The 18,021-nt window shown below is 55.9% G+C and carries 17 protein-coding genes; 14 read left to right on the top strand and 3 right to left on the bottom strand.

Annotation, left to right across the window (positions count from 1 at the left end; genetic code table 11):
* Positions 1-114 precede the first annotated feature (114 nt).
* The 8 genes from rmuC to tatD all read left to right on the top strand — a co-directional run bounded on the left by rmuC (position 115) and on the right by tatD (position 7,124).
* Positions 115-1,572: a DNA recombination protein RmuC gene (gene rmuC, locus IM303_RS20760; protein ID WP_048959730.1), complete on the top strand. Its 1,458-nt coding sequence runs from the start codon at positions 115-117 to the stop codon at positions 1,570-1,572.
* 66 nt (positions 1,573-1,638) lie between these two features.
* Complete coding sequence (gene ubiE / locus IM303_RS20755; protein WP_028014779.1) at positions 1,639-2,394, top strand: bifunctional demethylmenaquinone methyltransferase/2-methoxy-6-polyprenyl-1,4-benzoquinol methylase UbiE; 756 nt, start codon at positions 1,639-1,641, stop codon at positions 2,392-2,394.
* A 13-nt stretch (positions 2,395-2,407) separates the two neighbouring features.
* Positions 2,408-3,013, top strand: a complete 606-nt coding sequence (ubiJ, locus tag IM303_RS20750; RefSeq protein ID WP_028014778.1) for a ubiquinone biosynthesis protein UbiJ — start codon at positions 2,408-2,410, stop codon at positions 3,011-3,013.
* A complete protein-coding gene (ubiB, locus tag IM303_RS20745) occupies positions 3,010-4,650 on the top strand; it encodes a ubiquinone biosynthesis regulatory protein kinase UbiB (protein ID WP_028014777.1) in 1,641 nt (546 codons plus the stop codon). Before ubiJ ends, ubiB begins: the two co-directional genes overlap by 4 nt.
* A 76-nt stretch (positions 4,651-4,726) precedes the next feature.
* Entirely contained in the window at positions 4,727-4,981 is a 255-nt protein-coding gene (tatA, locus tag IM303_RS20740; RefSeq protein ID WP_013099238.1) for a Sec-independent protein translocase subunit TatA, read from the top strand.
* Between the two features lie 3 nt (positions 4,982-4,984).
* Positions 4,985-5,527, top strand: a complete 543-nt coding sequence (gene tatB, locus IM303_RS20735; RefSeq protein WP_028014776.1) for a Sec-independent protein translocase protein TatB — start codon at positions 4,985-4,987, stop codon at positions 5,525-5,527.
* 2 nt (positions 5,528-5,529) lie between these two features.
* Positions 5,530-6,300: a Sec-independent protein translocase subunit TatC gene (gene tatC, locus IM303_RS20730; protein WP_126818783.1), complete on the top strand. Its 771-nt coding sequence runs from the start codon at positions 5,530-5,532 to the stop codon at positions 6,298-6,300.
* A gap of 41 nt (positions 6,301-6,341) precedes the next feature.
* Entirely contained in the window at positions 6,342-7,124 is a 783-nt protein-coding gene (gene tatD / locus IM303_RS20725; RefSeq protein ID WP_193360222.1) for a 3'-5' ssDNA/RNA exonuclease TatD, read from the top strand.
* Here tatD and rfaH read toward each other — a convergent pair.
* Positions 7,121-7,612 (bottom strand): transcription/translation regulatory transformer protein RfaH, encoded by a 492-nt coding sequence (gene rfaH / locus IM303_RS20720; protein WP_020882871.1) that lies wholly within the window; start codon positions 7,610-7,612, stop codon positions 7,121-7,123. The two genes, tatD and rfaH, sit on opposite strands and share 4 nt — an antisense overlap.
* A gap of 170 nt (positions 7,613-7,782) precedes the next feature.
* On the opposite strand from rfaH, the gene ubiD reads away from it, so the two are divergent.
* Both ubiD and fre read left to right on the top strand, forming a co-directional pair.
* Positions 7,783-9,276 (top strand): 4-hydroxy-3-polyprenylbenzoate decarboxylase, encoded by a 1,494-nt coding sequence (gene ubiD, locus IM303_RS20715; protein WP_028014773.1) that lies wholly within the window; start codon positions 7,783-7,785, stop codon positions 9,274-9,276.
* Between the two features lie 42 nt (positions 9,277-9,318).
* Positions 9,319-10,020 (top strand): NAD(P)H-flavin reductase, encoded by a 702-nt coding sequence (gene fre, locus IM303_RS20710; protein WP_028014772.1) that lies wholly within the window; start codon positions 9,319-9,321, stop codon positions 10,018-10,020.
* A gap of 182 nt (positions 10,021-10,202) precedes the next feature.
* On the opposite strand, the gene fadA is transcribed toward fre, so the two are convergent.
* Together fadA and fadB are read right to left on the bottom strand one after the other, a co-directional pair.
* Positions 10,203-11,366: an acetyl-CoA C-acyltransferase FadA gene (gene fadA, locus IM303_RS20705; protein WP_069719852.1), complete on the bottom strand. Its 1,164-nt coding sequence runs from the start codon at positions 11,364-11,366 to the stop codon at positions 10,203-10,205.
* Positions 11,367-11,375: 9 nt separating this feature from the next.
* Positions 11,376-13,565, bottom strand: coding sequence for a fatty acid oxidation complex subunit alpha FadB (gene fadB / locus IM303_RS20700; RefSeq protein ID WP_193360221.1), 2,190 nt, complete (start codon positions 13,563-13,565; stop codon positions 11,376-11,378).
* 190 nt (positions 13,566-13,755) lie between these two features.
* Between fadB and pepQ the strand changes: the two genes are divergently transcribed.
* Genes pepQ through hemG form a run of 4 tightly spaced genes read left to right on the top strand, consistent with a single transcriptional unit; the run spans position 13,756 to position 17,749 of the window.
* Complete coding sequence (pepQ, locus tag IM303_RS20695) at positions 13,756-15,087, top strand: Xaa-Pro dipeptidase (RefSeq protein WP_193360230.1); 1,332 nt, start codon at positions 13,756-13,758, stop codon at positions 15,085-15,087.
* On the top strand, positions 15,087-15,701 hold the full coding sequence (locus IM303_RS20690; RefSeq protein WP_041911843.1) for an IMPACT family protein: 615 nt from the start codon (positions 15,087-15,089) through the stop codon (positions 15,699-15,701). Before pepQ ends, IM303_RS20690 begins: the two co-directional genes overlap by 1 nt.
* Positions 15,702-15,741: 40 nt before the next feature.
* Positions 15,742-17,193 (top strand): Trk system potassium transporter TrkH, encoded by a 1,452-nt coding sequence (gene trkH / locus IM303_RS20685; protein ID WP_013099227.1) that lies wholly within the window; start codon positions 15,742-15,744, stop codon positions 17,191-17,193.
* A 10-nt stretch (positions 17,194-17,203) separates the two neighbouring features.
* The gene (gene hemG / locus IM303_RS20680; protein ID WP_028014767.1) at positions 17,204-17,749 is read left to right on the top strand and encodes a menaquinone-dependent protoporphyrinogen IX dehydrogenase; all 546 of its coding nucleotides are present in this window, start codon (positions 17,204-17,206) and stop codon (positions 17,747-17,749) included.
* The last annotated feature ends 272 nt before the right edge of the window (positions 17,750-18,021 follow it).

Raw genomic sequence — 18,021 nt, 5'->3', positions numbered from 1 at the left:
ACGCGTTCGGCCTTTATTTTTTGCGTAGCGCCTCGCAGGAAAACCCTTTCAAACTGGACGTTTATACAGCACAATCTTATTTTGTGCGGGTAATACGTTGATGCAGGGGGCATTGTGGATATCTCAATCCTTATTTATGCGGTAATTGCGCTGGCTGGCGTGGCGATAGGCTGGCTGATATCCAGCTATCAGCATGCACAGCAGAAGGCCGAGCAGTTGGCTGAACGCGAAGAGATCGTCGCCGATTTAAGCGCCGCAAAACAGCAGCTTGCCCTAAGCGACCACTGGCGCGACGAGTGTGAACTGCTCAATAACGAACTGCGTAACCTGCGCGACATCAACACCTCGCTGGAGGCCGATCTCCGCGAAGTGACTACCCGCCTTGAATCCACCCAGCTGCATGCCGAAGACAAAATCCGCCAGATGATCAACAGCGAGCAGCGCCTCAGCGAGCAGTTCGAGAACCTCGCCAACCGCATTTTCGAGCACAGCAACCGCCGCGTTGATGAGCAAAATCGCCAGAGCCTGAACAGCCTGCTGACGCCGCTGCGCGAACAGCTGGACGGCTTTCGCCGTCAGGTACAGGACAGCTTTGGTCAGGAAGCCCGCGAACGCCACACGCTGGCGCATGAGATCCGCAATCTTCAACAGCTGAATGCCCAGATGGCGCAGGAGGCGGTCAACCTGACGCGGGCGCTGAAAGGCGATAACAAAACCCAGGGTAACTGGGGGGAAGTGGTGCTCACCCGCGTGCTGGAGGCCTCTGGCCTGCGGGAAGGGTATGAATACGAAACGCAGGTGAGTATCGAAAACGATGCCCGCTCGCGAATGCAGCCGGATGTGATTGTGCGTCTGCCGCAGGGCAAAGATGTGGTCATTGACGCCAAAATGACGCTGGTGGCCTATGAGCGCTACTTCAACGCTGAAGATGACTATACGCGCGAATCGGCGCTGCAGGAGCACATTGCCTCCGTGCGTAACCATATTCGCCTGCTGGGCAGAAAAGATTATCAGCAGCTGCCGGGGCTGCGCTCGCTGGACTACGTGCTGATGTTTATCCCGGTCGAACCCGCGTTTTTGCTGGCGCTCGACAGACAGCCCGAGCTGATCACCGAAGCGCTGAAAAATAACATTATGCTGGTCAGCCCCACCACGCTGCTGGTGGCCTTACGCACCATTGCGAACCTGTGGCGCTATGAGCACCAGAGCCGTAACGCGCAGCAGATTGCCGACCGCGCCAGCAAGCTGTACGACAAAATGCGCCTCTTCGTGGACGATATGTCCTCCGTCGGGCAAAGTCTGGATCGTGCGCAGGATAACTACCGCCAGGCGATGAAAAAGCTCTCCTCCGGGCGTGGCAACCTGCTTGCGCAGGCTGAAGCATTCCGCAGCCTGGGAGTGGAGGTTAAACGCGAGATTAATCCGGAATTGGTCGAACAGGCGACAGCCCAGGACGAAGAGTTCCGACTGCGTGAGGGCGGGGATGAACAAAATACCCCCAACCAGGACAACGATTTAGCGGCGGATTTATCGCCAGACGAGCAGCCAGCGCGTTTCTTTCGCGGTGGTTGAATCGTAGGGCAATTGCGCCCAATCTGTTACACTTCACGAACATTTGACTGATTAGCAGGCTCTGAGATGGTTGACGATTCACAAGACACGACGCACTTTGGCTTTCAGACTGTAGCCAAAGCGCAGAAAGCTGACATGGTGGCCCACGTATTTCATTCCGTGGCGGCGAAGTACGATGTGATGAATGACTTGATGTCGTTCGGCATTCATCGCTTGTGGAAGCGCTTCACCATCGACTGCAGCGGTGTGCGTCGTGGACAAACGGTTCTCGATCTGGCTGGCGGTACGGGCGATCTGACGGCGAAATTCTCCCGTCTGGTGGGCGAAACCGGTCGCGTTGTACTGGCTGATATTAATGACTCCATGCTTAAAATGGGACGCGAAAAACTGCGTAACATCGGCGTGGTGGGTAATGTGGAATACGTGCAGGCCAACGCCGAAGCGCTGCCGTTCCCGGACAATACTTTTGACTGCATCACGATTTCCTTCGGTCTGCGTAACGTCACTGATAAAGAAAAAGCGCTGCGCTCCATGTACCGCGTGCTGAAGCCGGGTGGACGCCTGCTGGTGCTCGAGTTCTCTAAACCGATTATCGACCCGCTGAGCAAAGCCTACGACGCCTATTCCTTCCACGTGCTGCCGCGTATTGGCGAACTGGTGGCAAACGACGCGGAAAGCTATCGCTATCTGGCGGAATCAATTCGCATGCATCCGGATCAGGACACCTTAAAAGCCATGATGCAGGATGCGGAATTTGAGAACGTTGAGTACTTCAACATGACGGCGGGTGTCGTCGCGCTGCATCGCGGTTACAAATTCTGAGTGGAGGTGTCCCGTGCCCTTTAAACCCTTAGTCACCGCAGGCATCGAGAATGTGCTGAATGCCTTCCTGTATCGCGCTCCGGCGCTGAAAGCCGCACGTCAGCGGCTAAACGGGAAGGTACTGCGCATTGTGTTAAAAGAGTTCTCGACGCCGCTCGTGCTGGTTTTCAGCGAACGTCAGCTTGACGTTCTGGGTGAGTGGGAAGGTGAAGCTGATTGCTCGGTCATTACCCATATGAGCGTGCTGCCAAAACTGCGCGATCGCCAGCAATTAACGGCGCTTATCCGCAGCGGTGAGCTGGAAGTGGAAGGCGACATCCAGGTCGTGCAGAACTTCGTTGCGCTCAGCGATCTGGCTGAGTTTGACCCGGCAGAGCTGCTGGCGCCTTTTATTGGCGACATCGCCGCTGAAGGGATCGGGAAAGTTATTCATGGCGGCACGGCGTTCCTGCGCAAAAATCTGCAACGCCAACAGCGTTATGCCGCAGAAGTGCTGACCGAAGAGTGGCGCATGGCGCCTGGGCCGCTGGAAGTTGCGTGGTTCGCAGAAGAGACGGCCGCGGTTGAACGTGCGGTTGATGCCCTAAGCAAACGGCTGGAAAAACTGGAGGGCAAATGACGCCTGGTGAAATTCGGCGCCTCTATTTTATCATCCACACCTTTTTGAGTTACGGGCTCGACGAGCTCATCCCCAAAATGCGTATCACGCTGCCGCTCAGGATCTGGCGGCGGACGCTGTTCTGGATGCCAAATCGCCATAAAGGTCAGCCGCTGGGTGAACGCCTGCGTCTGGCGCTGCAGGAGCTCGGCCCGGTATGGATTAAGTTCGGACAGATGCTCTCAACTCGCCGCGATCTCTTCCCGCCGCACATTGCCGATGAACTGGCGATGCTGCAGGACCGTGTCGCCCCGTTTGACGGGGTGAGAGCGAAGAAACAGATCGAGGAGGCGATGGGTAACCTTCCCGTTGAAACCTGGTTTGACGATTTCGAAATAGAACCGCTGGCGTCGGCTTCTATCGCTCAGGTGCACACTGCGCGTCTGAAAGAGAACGGCAAAGAAGTGGTGATCAAGGTGATCCGCCCGGATATCCTGCCGATTATCAAAGCCGACATGAAGCTAATTTATCGTCTGGCGCGCTGGGTTCCGCGTCTGCTGCCGGACGGCCGTCGACTGCGCCCGATGGAAGTGGTGCGGGAATATGAAAAAACGCTGATTGATGAGCTTAATCTGCTGCGTGAATCGGCAAACGCCATTCAGCTGCGCCGCAATTTTGAAAACAGCCCGATGCTCTACGTGCCTGAAGTCTATTCTGACTATTGCAGCCAGAACATGATGGTCATGGAGCGCATCTACGGTATTCCGGTTTCGGATGTGGTGGCCCTGGAGAAGCAGGGAACGAACATGAAGCTGCTGGCCGAACGTGGCGTGCAGGTCTTCTTTACCCAGGTATTCCGCGACAGTTTTTTCCATGCGGACATGCATCCGGGTAATATCTTCGTGAGCTATGAGCATCCTGAGGATCCGAAATACATCGGTATCGACTGCGGAATTGTGGGCTCGCTGAATAAAGAAGATAAACGTTATCTGGCTGAGAACTTCATCGCCTTCTTCAACCGCGACTACCGTAAGGTGGCCGAGCTGCATGTGGATTCCGGCTGGGTTCCGCCAGACACCAACGTCGAAGAGTTCGAGTTTGCTATCCGTACCGTTTGCGAACCGATTTTTGAAAAACCGCTGGCAGAGATCTCTTTTGGACACGTGCTGTTAAACCTGTTCAATACGGCCCGCCGCTTTAATATGGAAGTTCAGCCACAGTTAGTTTTACTTCAGAAAACATTACTTTACGTTGAGGGTGTAGGTCGACAACTCTATCCTCAGTTAGACTTGTGGAAGACGGCTAAACCTTTCCTGGAATCCTGGATTAAGGATCAGGTTGGCCTTCCAGCGCTGGTGCGTTCGCTGAAAGAGAAAGGCCCGTTCTGGATCGAAAAAATGCCTGAAATTCCTGAACTGGTTTACGACAGTTTGCGTCAGAGCAAGAATCTTCAGCACAGCATGGATAAAATCGCCCGCGAGCTTCAGTCCAGCCGTGTGCGCCAGGGACAGTCACGCTACCTCTTTGGCATTGGCGCAACGCTGCTGTTGAGCGGTACGTTGCTGCTGATCAACCGTCCTGACTGGCAGATGATGCCCGCCTGGCTGATGGCTGGCGGGGTTGTTGTCTGGCTTGCAGGATGGAGAAAAACGCGCTGAGTTTGCATCGCCATCGACAGGTCGCATACGTATAATGCGACCTGACCAATTAATCATCTATCCCTGAGGAATATGTATGGGTGGTATCAGTATCTGGCAATTAGTCATTATTGCCGTCATCGTTGTGCTGCTGTTTGGCACCAAAAAGCTCGGTTCTATTGGTTCCGATCTGGGCGCGTCTATCAAAGGCTTCAAGAAAGCGATGAGCGATGATGAGAGCAAGCAGGATAAAACCAGCCAGGACGCTGACTTTACTGCTAAATCCATCTCCGATAAGCAAGAAGATGCCAAAAAGGAAGACGCTAAACGCCACGATAAAGAGCAGGTGTAAGTCGTGTTCGACATTGGTTTTAGTGAGCTGCTGCTGGTCTTTGTGATTGGTCTGATCGTGCTGGGGCCGCAGCGTCTGCCGGTAGCGGTGAAAACCGTCGTGGGCTGGGTTCGAGCGCTAAGATCGCTGGCTTCGACCGTTCAGAACGAGCTGGCGCAGGAACTTAAGCTGCAGGAGTTTCAGGAAAGCCTGAAAAAGGTTGAGAAGGCGAGCATGGATAACCTGACGCCGGAACTGAAAGCCTCAATGGATGAGCTGCGCGAAGCGGCGGAATCCATGAAGCGCTCTTACAGCGTTAACGATCCTGAAAAAGCGAGCGATGAAGCGAACACTATTCATAACCCGGTGGTGAAGGACAGCGAAGCGCAGCGTGAGGGCGTGACGCCAGCGAGTGCGGAGCACCAGGCCGCAGCGCCTGAACAAACACCGCAGGAAACTGAACTGAAAAAACAGGCGCAGCCGGAAGAGCCGGTGGTAAAAGCGGCTGAAGCGAAACCCGCCGCGCCCGTTTCCGAATCATCCCCCTCGTCGAGTGATAAAGCGTAACTATGGCAGTAGATGATACTCAACCGCTTATTGCGCACCTGATTGAGCTGCGTAAGCGCCTGTTAAACTGCATTATTGCGGTATTCCTCATATTCCTGTGCCTGGTCTATTTCGCCAACGATATTTATCAGGTGGTTTCTGCGCCGCTGATCAAGCAGATGCCGCTGGGGGCAACGATGATTGCAACAGACGTTGCATCACCGTTTTTCACCCCTATTAAGCTCACCTTCTGGGTGTCGTTGATTGCGTCTGCACCCGTCATCCTTTATCAGGTATGGGCATTTGTGGCGCCAGCACTGTACAGGCACGAACGTAAACTGGTGATCCCGCTGCTGGTCTCCAGTTCGCTGCTGTTCTATATCGGCATGGCGTTTGCCTACTTCGTTGTCTTCCCGCTGGCCTTTGGCTTCCTGACGCATACCGCGCCGGAAGGGGTTCAGGTATCGACGGATATCGCCAGCTACCTCAGCTTTGTGATGGCGCTGTTTATGGCGTTCGGTGTGGCGTTTGAAGTGCCGGTGGCCATTGTGCTGCTCTGCTGGGTTGGGGTAACCACCCCTGATGACCTGCGTAAGAAGCGTCCCTATATTCTGGTGGGCGCCTTCGTAGTCGGCATGCTGCTGACGCCGCCGGACGTCTTCTCACAAACGCTGCTGGCAATACCGATGTACTGCCTGTTTGAGGTTGGCGTATTCTTCTCGCGTTTCTACGTGGGAAAAGGACGCCGGTCGGACGATGAAGACGATGCGTCCGAAAAGACCACTGAAGAGTAAAACCAGCCGCCCGTCAGGGCGGTTGTTCTATGGGGAATCGCATGTTTGATATCGGACTCAACCTGACCAGCTCGCAGTTTGCGAAAGATCGTGACGAGGTGGTTGCGCGGGCTTTTGAGGCTGGCGTAAAAGGGCTGCTCCTGACCGGGACCAACCTGCATGAGAGCGAGCAGGCGCTGCTGCTGGCGCAACGCTATCAACACTGCTGGTCAACCGCCGGCGTCCACCCTCATAACAGCAGCCAGTGGACGGCGGAGAGCGCAGAAACCCTGCGCACGCTGGCAAAAAAGGCAGAGGTGGTGGCTATTGGCGAGTGCGGGCTCGATTTTAACCGCAACTTCTCCACGCCTGAAGAACAGGAAAAGGCGTTCACTGCCCAGCTTGCGCTGGCGGCAGAGCTTGAAATGCCCGTCTTTATGCACTGTCGCGACGCGCATGAACGTTTTCTCGCACTGCTGGACCCGTGGCTGGATAAACTGCCCGGCGCAGTGCTCCACTGCTTCACCGGGTCTCGCCAGGAAGCGCTGGATTGCCTGAACCGCGGTTTGTATCTGGGGATCACCGGTTGGGTGTGTGATGAGCGCCGCGGGCTTGAGCTTCGCGAGCTGCTGCCGATAATCCCGGCAGACCGTTTGCTTCTTGAAACCGATGCGCCATACCTGCTGCCGCGAGATATGAAGCCCAAACCGGCATCGCGGCGAAACGAGCCCGCCTTGCTGGGGCACATTGTTGAGCGCGTAGCGCACTGGCGCGGAGAGGATCCGCACTGGCTTTCCGCGCAGACGGATGACAACGTGCGTCGCCTGTTCGGGATAAACGTTTAAACTTTGCGGAAGTCGGTGTTTTTCACGCTCTGCAGCACCTGCTTGTTCAGCAGATTGAGCAACAGCATGGAGCGCGCTTCACCGTCCGGCTCGGCGAAAATCGCCTGCAGGCCTTCGAATGCGCCTTCGGTAATGACGACGCTATCGCCCGCGTAAGGGGTTTCCGGGTCGGTGATCCCTTCAGGCTGTTGATAAACAGACAGCTGATGAATGACGGTCGACGGAACGGTTGCCGGGTGGGCACCAAAACGAACGAAGTGGCTGACGCCGCGCGTTGCGCTGATGGTAGTGGTGTGGATCACCTCAGGGTCGAACTCCACGAACAGATAGTTCGGGAATAAAGGCTCACTGACGGTTGTGCGCTTCCCGCGCTGCATTTTTTCAAGCGTGATCACGGGTGTCAGACAATTTACAGACTGACGTTCAAGATGTTCCTGCGCGCGCTGAAGTTGCCCGCGTTTGCAATACAGTAAATACCAGGCCTGCATAATCACTCTTTCCCTTAGTTCGGGGCGCAAGCATATCAAAACCCTGGAGGGATCGCTAAGTTGATTATAATGGGGGAAATTCGAACACAGCGGATAAGTTCACGCTAATTTAACAAAATTACAGCATCAAGCAGGCTTACGCCGTATAATGAAGCGCTTACAGAGAGGCCATGACTAACTGCATGAAATACCACGATCTCCGCGACTTCCTGACGCTGCTGGAAAAGCAGGGTGAACTGAAACGCATTACACTTCCTGTTGATCCTTATCTGGAAATGACAGAAATTGCTGACCGCACCCTGCGTGCCGGTGGCCCTGCATTACTGTTTGAAAATCCAAAAGGTTACTCAATGCCGGTGCTGTGCAACCTGTTTGGCACCCCGCGTCGTGTCGCGCTGGGAATGGGGCAGGAAGACGTTACCGCGCTGCGTGAAGTGGGTAAACTGCTGGCATTTCTGAAAGAGCCTGAGCCACCGAAAGGTTTCCGCGATCTGTTCGATAAGCTGCCGCAGTTTAAGCAGGTGCTGAACATGCCCACCAAACGCCTGCGCGGCGCGCCGTGTCAGCAGAAAGTGCTGGAAGGCGATGCGGTGGATCTCACCAAAATCCCTATCATGCAGTGCTGGCCTGAAGATGCTGCGCCGCTGATAACCTGGGGCCTCACCGTGACGCGCGGACCGCATAAAGAGCGGCAAAACCTCGGTATTTATCGCCAGCAGCTGATTGGCAAGAATAAGCTCATCATGCGCTGGCTGTCGCACCGCGGCGGCGCGCTGGATTTCCAGGAGTGGTGTGCTGCACATCCGGGTGAACGGTTCCCGGTGTCTGTCGCGTTAGGTGCCGATCCGGCCACCATTCTGGGGGCGGTCACGCCCGTACCGGATACGCTCTCTGAATATGCGTTTGCTGGCCTGCTGCGCGGGACTAAAACCGAGGTCGTGAAGTGTATCTCCAACGATCTCGAAGTGCCGGCCAGCGCCGAAATTGTGCTGGAAGGTTACATTGAGCAGGGTGAAATGGCGCCAGAAGGCCCATACGGCGACCATACCGGCTATTACAACGAAGTGGATAACTTCCCGGTGTTTACCGTTACGCATGTTACTCAACGTGAAGATGCGATTTATCACTCCACCTATACTGGCCGCCCACCGGATGAACCGGCGGTGCTCGGCGTGGCGCTGAACGAAGTATTTGTGCCGATCCTGCAAAAGCAGTTCCCGGAAATCGTTGATTTTTATCTGCCGCCTGAAGGATGCTCGTATCGCATGGCGGTGGTCACGATGAAGAAGCAGTATCCCGGACATGCTAAACGCGTGATGATGGGCGTATGGTCTTTCCTGCGCCAGTTTATGTATACCAAATTTGTTATTGTCTGCGATGATGACGTTAACGCCCGTGACTGGAACGACGTTATCTGGGCGATAACCACGCGAATGGATCCTGCGCGTGATACGGTGTTAGTCGAAAATACGCCGATAGATTATCTGGATTTTGCCTCGCCGGTTTCCGGTCTTGGCTCAAAGATGGGACTGGATGCCACAAATAAATGGCCTGGCGAAACCGACCGTGAATGGGGTCGCCCGATCAAAAAAGATCCTGCTGTGACCGCGCGAATTGACGCGATCTGGGACGAACTGGCCATAATGAATAACGGTAAACCCTGAGCTGACCGTTAAGCCCTATAGACTTCCCGACAGAGAGAGCGAATGACAACCTTAAGCTGTAAAGTGACGTCGGTAGATGCTATTACCGACACCGTATATCGCGTCCGTTTGGTTCCTGAAGCGGCATTCTCATTCCGTGCCGGCCAGTACCTGATGGTGGTGATGGATGAGCGTGATAAGCGTCCTTTCTCTATGGCCTCTACGCCAGCAGAGCAGGAATTTATTGAGCTGCATATTGGTGCGTCTGAGCTTAACCTGTACGCGATGGCCGTGATGGACCGCATCCTGAAAGAGCGTGAGATTGTGGTCGACATTCCTCACGGCGACGCGTGGTTGCGTGATGACGAAGACCGTCCGCTGATTCTGATCGCGGGCGGTACGGGCTTCTCCTATGTGCGCTCTATTCTGTTGACCGCGCTGGCGCGTAATCCAGACCGTGACATCACCATTTACTGGGGCGGCCGTGAAGAGAAGCACCTGTACGACCTGTCTGAACTGGAAGCGCTGAGCGTTAACCATCCTAACCTGCGCATTGAGCCAGTGGTCGAGCAGCCGGAAGAGGGCTGGCGTGGACGTAGCGGGACGGTGCTGACGGCGGTACTGCAGGATCACGGCACGCTGGCGGGACATGATATCTACATTGCAGGCCGTTTCGAGATGGCGAAAATTGCCCGCGACCTGTTCTGTAACGAACGCGATGCGCGTGAAGATCGCCTGTTTGGCGATGCGTTTGCCTTCATTTAAATAAAAAACCCGCCCCTGACAGGCGGGAAGAACGGCAACTAAACTGTCTCTCTTCGCCAATGACGCCATAACTGCGTTGGCTGCGCTCGGTCACCCGAATCACTTACTAATGTAAGCTCATCGGGATTCGCTCGCTTGCCGCCTTGTTCTGACGTCATTGGCTTTGAGATACTTTTCCTTACTTACACTCTCTCAAACACCGTCGCGATACCCTGACCCAGGCCGATACACATCGTTGCCAGACCAAACTGGGCATCTTTGCGTTCCATCAGGTTAATCAGCGTCGTGCTGATACGCGCCCCGGAACAGCCCAGCGGGTGACCGAGGGCGATCGCGCCGCCGTTGAGGTTAATCTTCTCGTCGATCTGCTCCATCAGCCCCAGATCTTTAATGCACGGCAGGATCTGCGCGGCAAACGCTTCGTTCATCTCGAACAGATCGATATCGCTGGCAGTTAAGCCCGCTTTTTTCAGCGCCAGCTTCGAGGCCGGAACCGGGCCGTAACCCATGATTGAAGGATCGCAGCCCACCACCGCCATCGAACGCACGCGAGCGCGTGGCGTCAGGCCCAATTCGCGGGCGCGGCTTTCGCTCATTACCAGCATCGCGGCGGCACCGTCGGACAGCGCCGACGACGTCCCTGCCGTTACCGTACCGGTGACCGGATCAAATGCCGGACGCAGGGTAGAAAGCGCTTCGACCGTCGTTTCCGGGCGAATGACTTCGTCGTGGCTGAACTGCTTCAGTACGCCGTCTGCATCGTGGCCCCCGGTCGGGATGATCTCATTCTTGAAGGCACCGGACTGCGTGGCGGCCCAGGCGCGGGCGTGAGAGCGCGCGGCAAAAGCATCCTGCATTTCACGACTGATGCCGTGCAGGCGGGAGAGCATCTCGGCGGTCAGGCCCATCATGCCTGCGGCTTTCGCCACGTTGCGGCTCATGCCCGGATGGAAATCGACCCCGTGGCTCATCGGCACGTGTCCCATGTGTTCAACGCCGCCGACCAGACAGGCCTGCGCATCGCCGGTCATGATCATGCGCGCCGCGTCGTGCAGGGCCTGCATCGACGAACCGCACAGGCGGTTGACGGTGACCGCCGGAACCGAATGCGGGATCTCCGCCAGCAGCGACGCGTTGCGGGCGATGTTGAAGCCCTGCTCCAGCGTTTGCTGCACGCAGCCCCAGTAGATATCGTCGAGCGCTGCTGGGTCCAGCGCGGGGTTACGCGCCAGCAGGCTACGCATCAGGTGCGCGGAGAGATCTTCCGCGCGCACGTTACGGAACGCACCGCCTTTTGAACGGCCCATCGGGGTGCGAATCGCATCAACAATGACAACCTTTTCCATTGTGACTCCTTAAGCCGTTTTCAGCGCGCCAACCGGACGGGCTGGCTCAACTGCTGGATAGTAGGGTTCGTTATGGCGCGCTTTGTTACGTAGCCCTTCCGGCACTTCATAAAGCGGACCGAGGTGCTGATACTGCTGCGCCATATCGAGATAGCGGGCGCTGCCGAGCGTATCCAGCCAGCGGAACGCGCCGCCGTGGAACGGAGGGAAGCCCAGGCCATATACCAACGCCATATCCGCTTCTGCCGGGCTGGCGATAATGCCTTCTTCCAGGCAACGGACCACTTCGTTGATCATCGGAATCATCATGCGGGCAATAATTTCGTCGTCGGTGAAGTCGCGTTTCGGCTGGCATACGTCGGCCAGCAGGCCATCCACCGCCGCATCTTCTTCTTTCTTCGGTTTGCCTTTGCTGTCTTCTTTATAACGCCAGAAGCCCAGGCCGTTTTTCTGTCCGAAGCGGTTGGCGTCAAAGAGGGCGTCAATGGCATCGCGATAATCTTTCTGCATGCGCTGCGGGAAGCCCGCCGCCATGACGGCCTGCGCGTGGTGGGCGGTATCAATGCCGACGACGTCCAGCAGATACGCCGGGCCCATCGGCCAGCCGAACTGTTTTTCCATTACTTTGTCGATTTTGCGGAAGTCCGCGCCGTCGCGCAGCAGCTGGCTGAAGCCGGCGAAGTACGGGAACAGCACGCGGTTGACGAAGAAGCCAGGGCAGTCATTAACGACGATCGGCGTTTTACCCATCTTGCTTGCCCACGCCACGACTTTAGCGATGGTTTCGTCAGAGGTTTTTTCTCCACGGATCACTTCGACCAGTGGCATACGGTGTACCGGGTTGAAGAAGTGCATTCCGCAGAAGTTTTCCGGACGCTTCAGCACGCTCGCCAGTTCGCTGATGGGGATGGTGGAGGTGTTTGAGGCCAGGACGGCGTCTGGGCGAACCTTGTCTTCCGTTTCCGCCAGCACCGCTTTTTTGACTTTCGGGTTCTCAACGACCGCTTCAACCACCACGTCCACACGGTCGAAACCGCTGTATTCCAGCACAGGCTGGATGGTTGAGATCACGCCTGCGAGCTTCAGCCCGTCAATTTTTCCGCGCTCAAGCTGTTTATTCAGCAGCTTGGCGGCTTCGGTCATGCCCAGCGTCAGAGATTTCTCGTTGATGTCTTTCATCACTACCGGCACGCCTTTCCAGGCCGACTGGTAAGCGATGCCGCCGCCCATAATACCGGCGCCGAGTACCGCCGCGTGTTTTGGCGTCTCAACGTTTTTAGTCAGCTGTTTGGCTTTGCCCTTCACGAACTGATCGTTGAGGAAGATGCCAACCAGCGCGCGGGCTTCATTGGTGTGCGCCAGTGGAACAAAGCTCTGGTTTTCCAGCTTCAGGGCTTCGTCGCGGCCAAAGCGGGCTGCCGCTTCAATGGTTTTCACCGCCGTGATTGGCGCCGGGTAGTGTTTACCCGCCGTCTGCATCACCATGCCTTTGGCGATGGTGAAGCTCATGGTGGCTTCAATCTTGCTGAGCTTTAACGGCTCCAGCTTCGGCTGACGTTTGGCCTTCCAGTCGAGGTCGCCGTTAATCGCCTGACGCAGAATGGCGAGTGCACCTTCAACCAGCTTCTCTGGTTTCACGACGCCGTCGACCAGACCGATTTTCTGCGCCTGTTCTGCACCCACGTCTTTACCAGTGGCAATGATTTCCAGGGCGCTGTCGGCGCCCAGCATGCGGGGCATACGCACGGAACCGCCAAAGCCCGGCATGATGCCCAGCTTGGTTTCCGGCAGGCCGATACGCAGGTCCGGCGTCGCCAGACGGTAGTCGGTCGCCAGCACGCACTCGCAGCCGCCGCCCAGCGCGTAGCCGTTCACGGCAGAGATCGTTGGAACAGGCAGATCTTCCAGACGATTAAAGACGCTGTTGGCAAAGTGCAGCCACTGGCTCAGCTGTTCTTCCGGAACCTGGAACAGCGAAAGGAATTCGGTGATATCGGCACCGACGATAAAGGCCGCTTTGTTCGAACGCAGCAGCAGCCCTTTTAATTCAGATTGCTTTTCAAGTACTTCCAGCGCCTGGCCAAGACTGGCCACCGTCGCGGTATCAAGCTTATTCACTGAGCCGGGGGCATCGAACACCAGTTCGGCAATGCCATCTTCCAGCCAGTTGAGGTACAGGGTGTCGCCTTTGTAAAGCATGTCAGTCTCCTGAATCCAGCAAGTGGATCTGGTCATACCAGATGAGACGGAGTGTGGAATTTATGTTAATAAAATGCAAATTACTCATTAAGAAATTGCTGCGTTGATCACGGTCGGTGGAAATCACGCAGCCGGAGTGAGGTGTGCTAAGATGCGATGACTTGAGGTCAAAAAAACGAAAGGAAGAATGATGGACTCACTGGCTTCGCTTTATAAAAATCATATCGTTACCCTACAGGAACGTACCCGCGATGTACTGGCCCGCTTCAAGCTGGATGCCCTTCTGATCCACTCCGGCGAGCTGATGAATACTTTTCTTGATGACCACGCCTATCCGTTTAAGGTTAACCCGCAGTTTAAAGCCTGGGTGCCGGTGACACAGGTTCCGAATTGCTGGCTGCTGGTGGACGGCGTGAACAAGCCGAAACTGTGGTTCTACCTGCCGGTTGATTACTGGCACAACGTCGAACCGCTGCCGACCTCTTTCTGGACCGAAGAAATTGAGGTGATCGCCCTGCCAAAAGCGGACGGCATTGGCAACCAGCTGCCAGCGGCGCGCGGCAACATCGGCTACATTGGCCCTGTACCTGAACGTGCGCTCGGTCTGGATATTCCGGCAGACAAACTCAATCCGAAAGGCGTGCTGGATTACCTGCACTATTACCGCGCGTATAAAACCGACTATGAACTCTACTGCATGCGTGAAGCGCAAAAAACGGCGGTGAATGGCCACCGCGCCGCGCACGAAGCGTTCCAGTCAGGCATGAGCGAGTTCGACATCAACCTGGCCTACCTGACCGCAACCGGTCATCGTGACACCGACGTACCGTACAGCAACATCGTCGCGCTGAATGAGCATGCGTCTGTTCTCCACTACACCAAACTGGATCATCAGGTTCCGTCTGAGATGCGCAGCTTCCTGCTGGACGCAGGCGCAGAGTACAACGGCTATGCGGCCGATCTGACCCGCACCTGGGCGGCGAATGCGGATACCGATTTTGCGCAGCTTATTAAGGACGTAAACGACGAACAGCTGGCGCTGATTGGCACCATGAAGGCCGGAACCAGCTACGTGGATTACCACATCCAGTTCCATCAGCGCATTGCCAAACTGCTGCGTAAGCATCAGATTGTGAAAGACATTAGCGAAGAGGCGATGGTCGAAAACGACCTGACTGGACCATTCATGCCGCACGGTATCGGCCACCCGCTGGGCCTGCAGGTTCACGACGTTGCGGGCTTCATGCAGGATGATACCGGCACGCACCTGGCGGCACCGTCTAAATATCCTTACCTGCGCTGCACCCGTATTCTTGAGCCGCGCATGGTATTGACCATCGAGCCGGGGATCTACTTTATTGAATCCCTGCTGGCGCCGTGGCGTGAAGGGCAGTTCAGCAAGCACTTCAACTGGGAAAAAATCGACGCGCTGAAACCGTTTGGCGGCATTCGTATCGAAGATAACGTGGTGGTTCACGAGAACGGTATCGAGAATATGACGCGAGACCTGAAGCTGGCCTGATGGAAAGCTGGCTGATACCGGCTGAACCGGTCACCTTTGTTGAGGAAATCAAGAAAAGCCGCTTTATTACGCTGCTTGCGCACACCGACGGCGTAGAGGCGGCGAAAGCGTTTGTCGAGTCCGTTCGCGCGGAGCACCCTGACGCACGTCACCACTGCGTGGCGTGGGTGGCAGGGCCGCCGGACGATTCGCAACAGCTCGGTTTTTCAGACGACGGTGAACCGGCGGGCACAGCCGGTAAACCCATGCTCTCCCAGCTGATGGGCAGCGGCGTGGGTGAAATTACCGCCGTGGTGGTGCGCTACTACGGCGGCATCCTGTTAGGTACGGGTGGGCTGGTAAAAGCGTATGGCGGCGGCGTTCAGCAGGCACTGAATATCCTGACGACCACCCGCAAAACGCCGCTCACCGAATATACTTTATTGTGCGATTACGCTCAGCTATCGGGCATTGAAACACTGCTCAAACAATTTAACGGCGTGATTGCGCACAGTGATTACCAGGCAATGGTGCAATTACGCGTGGCGCTTCCTCAGGCAGAACTGGCTGCTTTTTCAGCAAAACTGGCTGATTTCAGTCGCGGTTCGTTGCAATTGCTGCCGATTGAAGAATAATCCCCACCTCACTTTTTGAATACCAAAGGAAGCGGCAGAGATGCATTTTCGTGCCATAACCCGAATCGTTGGATTGCTGGTCATACTCTTTTCGGGGACGATGATTCTCCCTGGACTGGTGGCGCTTATCTACCGGGACGGCGCGGGGCGGGCTTTTACCCAGACCTTCTTTGTCGCGCTGGCGATCGGCTCGCTGCTGTGGTGGCCGAACCGTCGTCAGAAAGGTGAGCTGAAATCTCGCGAAGGCTTTCTGATTGTGGTCCTGTTCTGGACGGTGCTGGGAAGCGTCGGTTCGCTGCCCTTTATCTTCTCTGAGCAGCCTAACCTCAGCATCACGGATGCCTTTTTTGAATCGTTTTCTGGTTTAACGACCACCGGTGCGACGACGCTGGTGGGGCTGGATTCGTTACCCCACGCTATTCTCTTTTATCGTCAGATGCTGCAGTGGTTCGGGGGGATGGGGATCATCGTCCTGGCGGTGGCCATCCTGCCGATTCTGGGCGTCGGGGGGATGCAGCTGTACAGGGCTGAAATGCCGGGGCCGCTGAAAGATAATAAGATGCGCCCGCGTATTGCCGAGACGGCGAAAACCCTGTGGCTGATTTATGTTCTGCTGACGGTAGCCTGCGCGCTGGCGCTGTGGTTTGCCGGGATGCCTGCGTTTGATGCTATCGGGCACAGCTTCGCGACGATTGCCATTGGCGGGTTCTCCACTCACGATGCCAGCGTGGGGTACTTCGACAGCCCAACGATTAACACCATCATTGCGATTTTCCTGCTGATCTCCGGCTGTAACTACGGCCTGCACTTCTCTTTACTGAGCGGACGTAGTCTGAAGGTGTACTGGCGCGATCCTGAGTTTCGCATGTTCATTGGCGTCCAGCTTACCCTGGTCGTCATCTGCACCCTGGTGCTGTGGTTCCATGATGTTTACAACTCGGCGCTGACCACGCTCAATCAGGCGTTTTTCCAGGTGGTGTCGATGGCGACGACCGCCGGGTTTACCACGGACAGCATCGCGCGCTGGCCGCTGTTCCTGCCGGTACTGCTGCTGTGCTCCGCGTTTATCGGCGGCTGCGCCGGGTCGACGGGCGGTGGTCTGAAGGTGATTCGTATTCTGCTGCTGTTCAAGCAGGGGAACCGTGAGCTGAAGCGCCTGGTCCACCCGAATGCGGTCTACAGCATTAAGCTGGGGAACCGCGCGCTGCCGGAACGTATCCTCGAAGCGGTGTGGGGGTTCTTCTCGGCGTATGCGCTGGTCTTTATCGTCAGCATGCTGGCGATCATCGCGACGGGAGTGGATGATTTCTCCGCTTTTGCGTCCGTCGTCGCAACACTAAACAACCTCGGGCCTGGCCTGGGGGTTGTGGCGGATAACTTTGCCAGCATGAACCCGGTTGCGAAATGGATCCTTATTGCCAATATGCTGTTTGGTCGTCTTGAGGTCTTTACGCTGCTGGTGCTGTTCACCCCAACATTCTGGCGCGAATAAGGAGCCGTTGATGAAAACACTGATTCTTTTCTCTACGCGAGACGGACAAACGCGTGAGATTGCCGCGTATCTGGCGTCGGAATTAAAAGAGCTGGGCATTTACTCGGATGTGGTGAACCTGAATCGCGCGGAGGAGATTGCCTGGCAGGAGTACGATCGCGTGGTGATTGGCGCCTCCATTCGTTACGGACACTTCCATCCGGCGCTGGATCGCTTTGTGAAAAAGCATACGGCGGTACTCAACACATTGCCGGGCGCGTTTTACTCGGTCAATCTGGTTGCCCGTAAAGCTGAGAAGCGTACGCCGCAGACCAACAGCTACACGCGCAAATTTTTGCTCGGCTCGCCGTGGCAGCCAGACCTGTGCGCCGTCTTTGCCGGTGCGCTGCGCTATCCTCGCTACCGCTGGTATGACCGCTTCATGATCCGCCTGATAATGAAGATGACGGGTGGCGAAACCGATACGCGTAAAGAAGTGGTTTATACCGACTGGTCGCAGGTGGCCAGTTTTGCGCGGGAAATTGCCCATTTAGCGGGCGATTCGCGACTTAAATAAGCGTTAAGTTTGAAAAGTGAGCGAACGAAAAGTTTTTTGTATTTTGTGCTTGTCACTTCAGAATAACTCCCTATAATGCGCCTCCACTGACACGGAACAACGGCACACACGCCGCCGGGTCAGCAGAGAAAAGCGAAATAAATGCTTGACTCTGAAGCGGGAAAGCGTAATATGCACACCCCGCGCCGCAGCGAAAACGAAGCGGCACTGCTCTTTAACAATTTATCAGACAATCTGTGTGGGCACTCAAAGTGACATGGATTCTTAACGTC

Origin of the sequence: Enterobacter cloacae complex sp. P38RS (assembly GCF_014930775.1) — a bacterium.
Classification (GTDB): Bacteria; Pseudomonadota; Gammaproteobacteria; order Enterobacterales; family Enterobacteriaceae; genus Enterobacter; species Enterobacter bugandensis.
The sequence above is the reverse complement of the archived record's forward strand: the minus strand, read 5'-3'. Positions and strand labels throughout refer to the sequence as shown.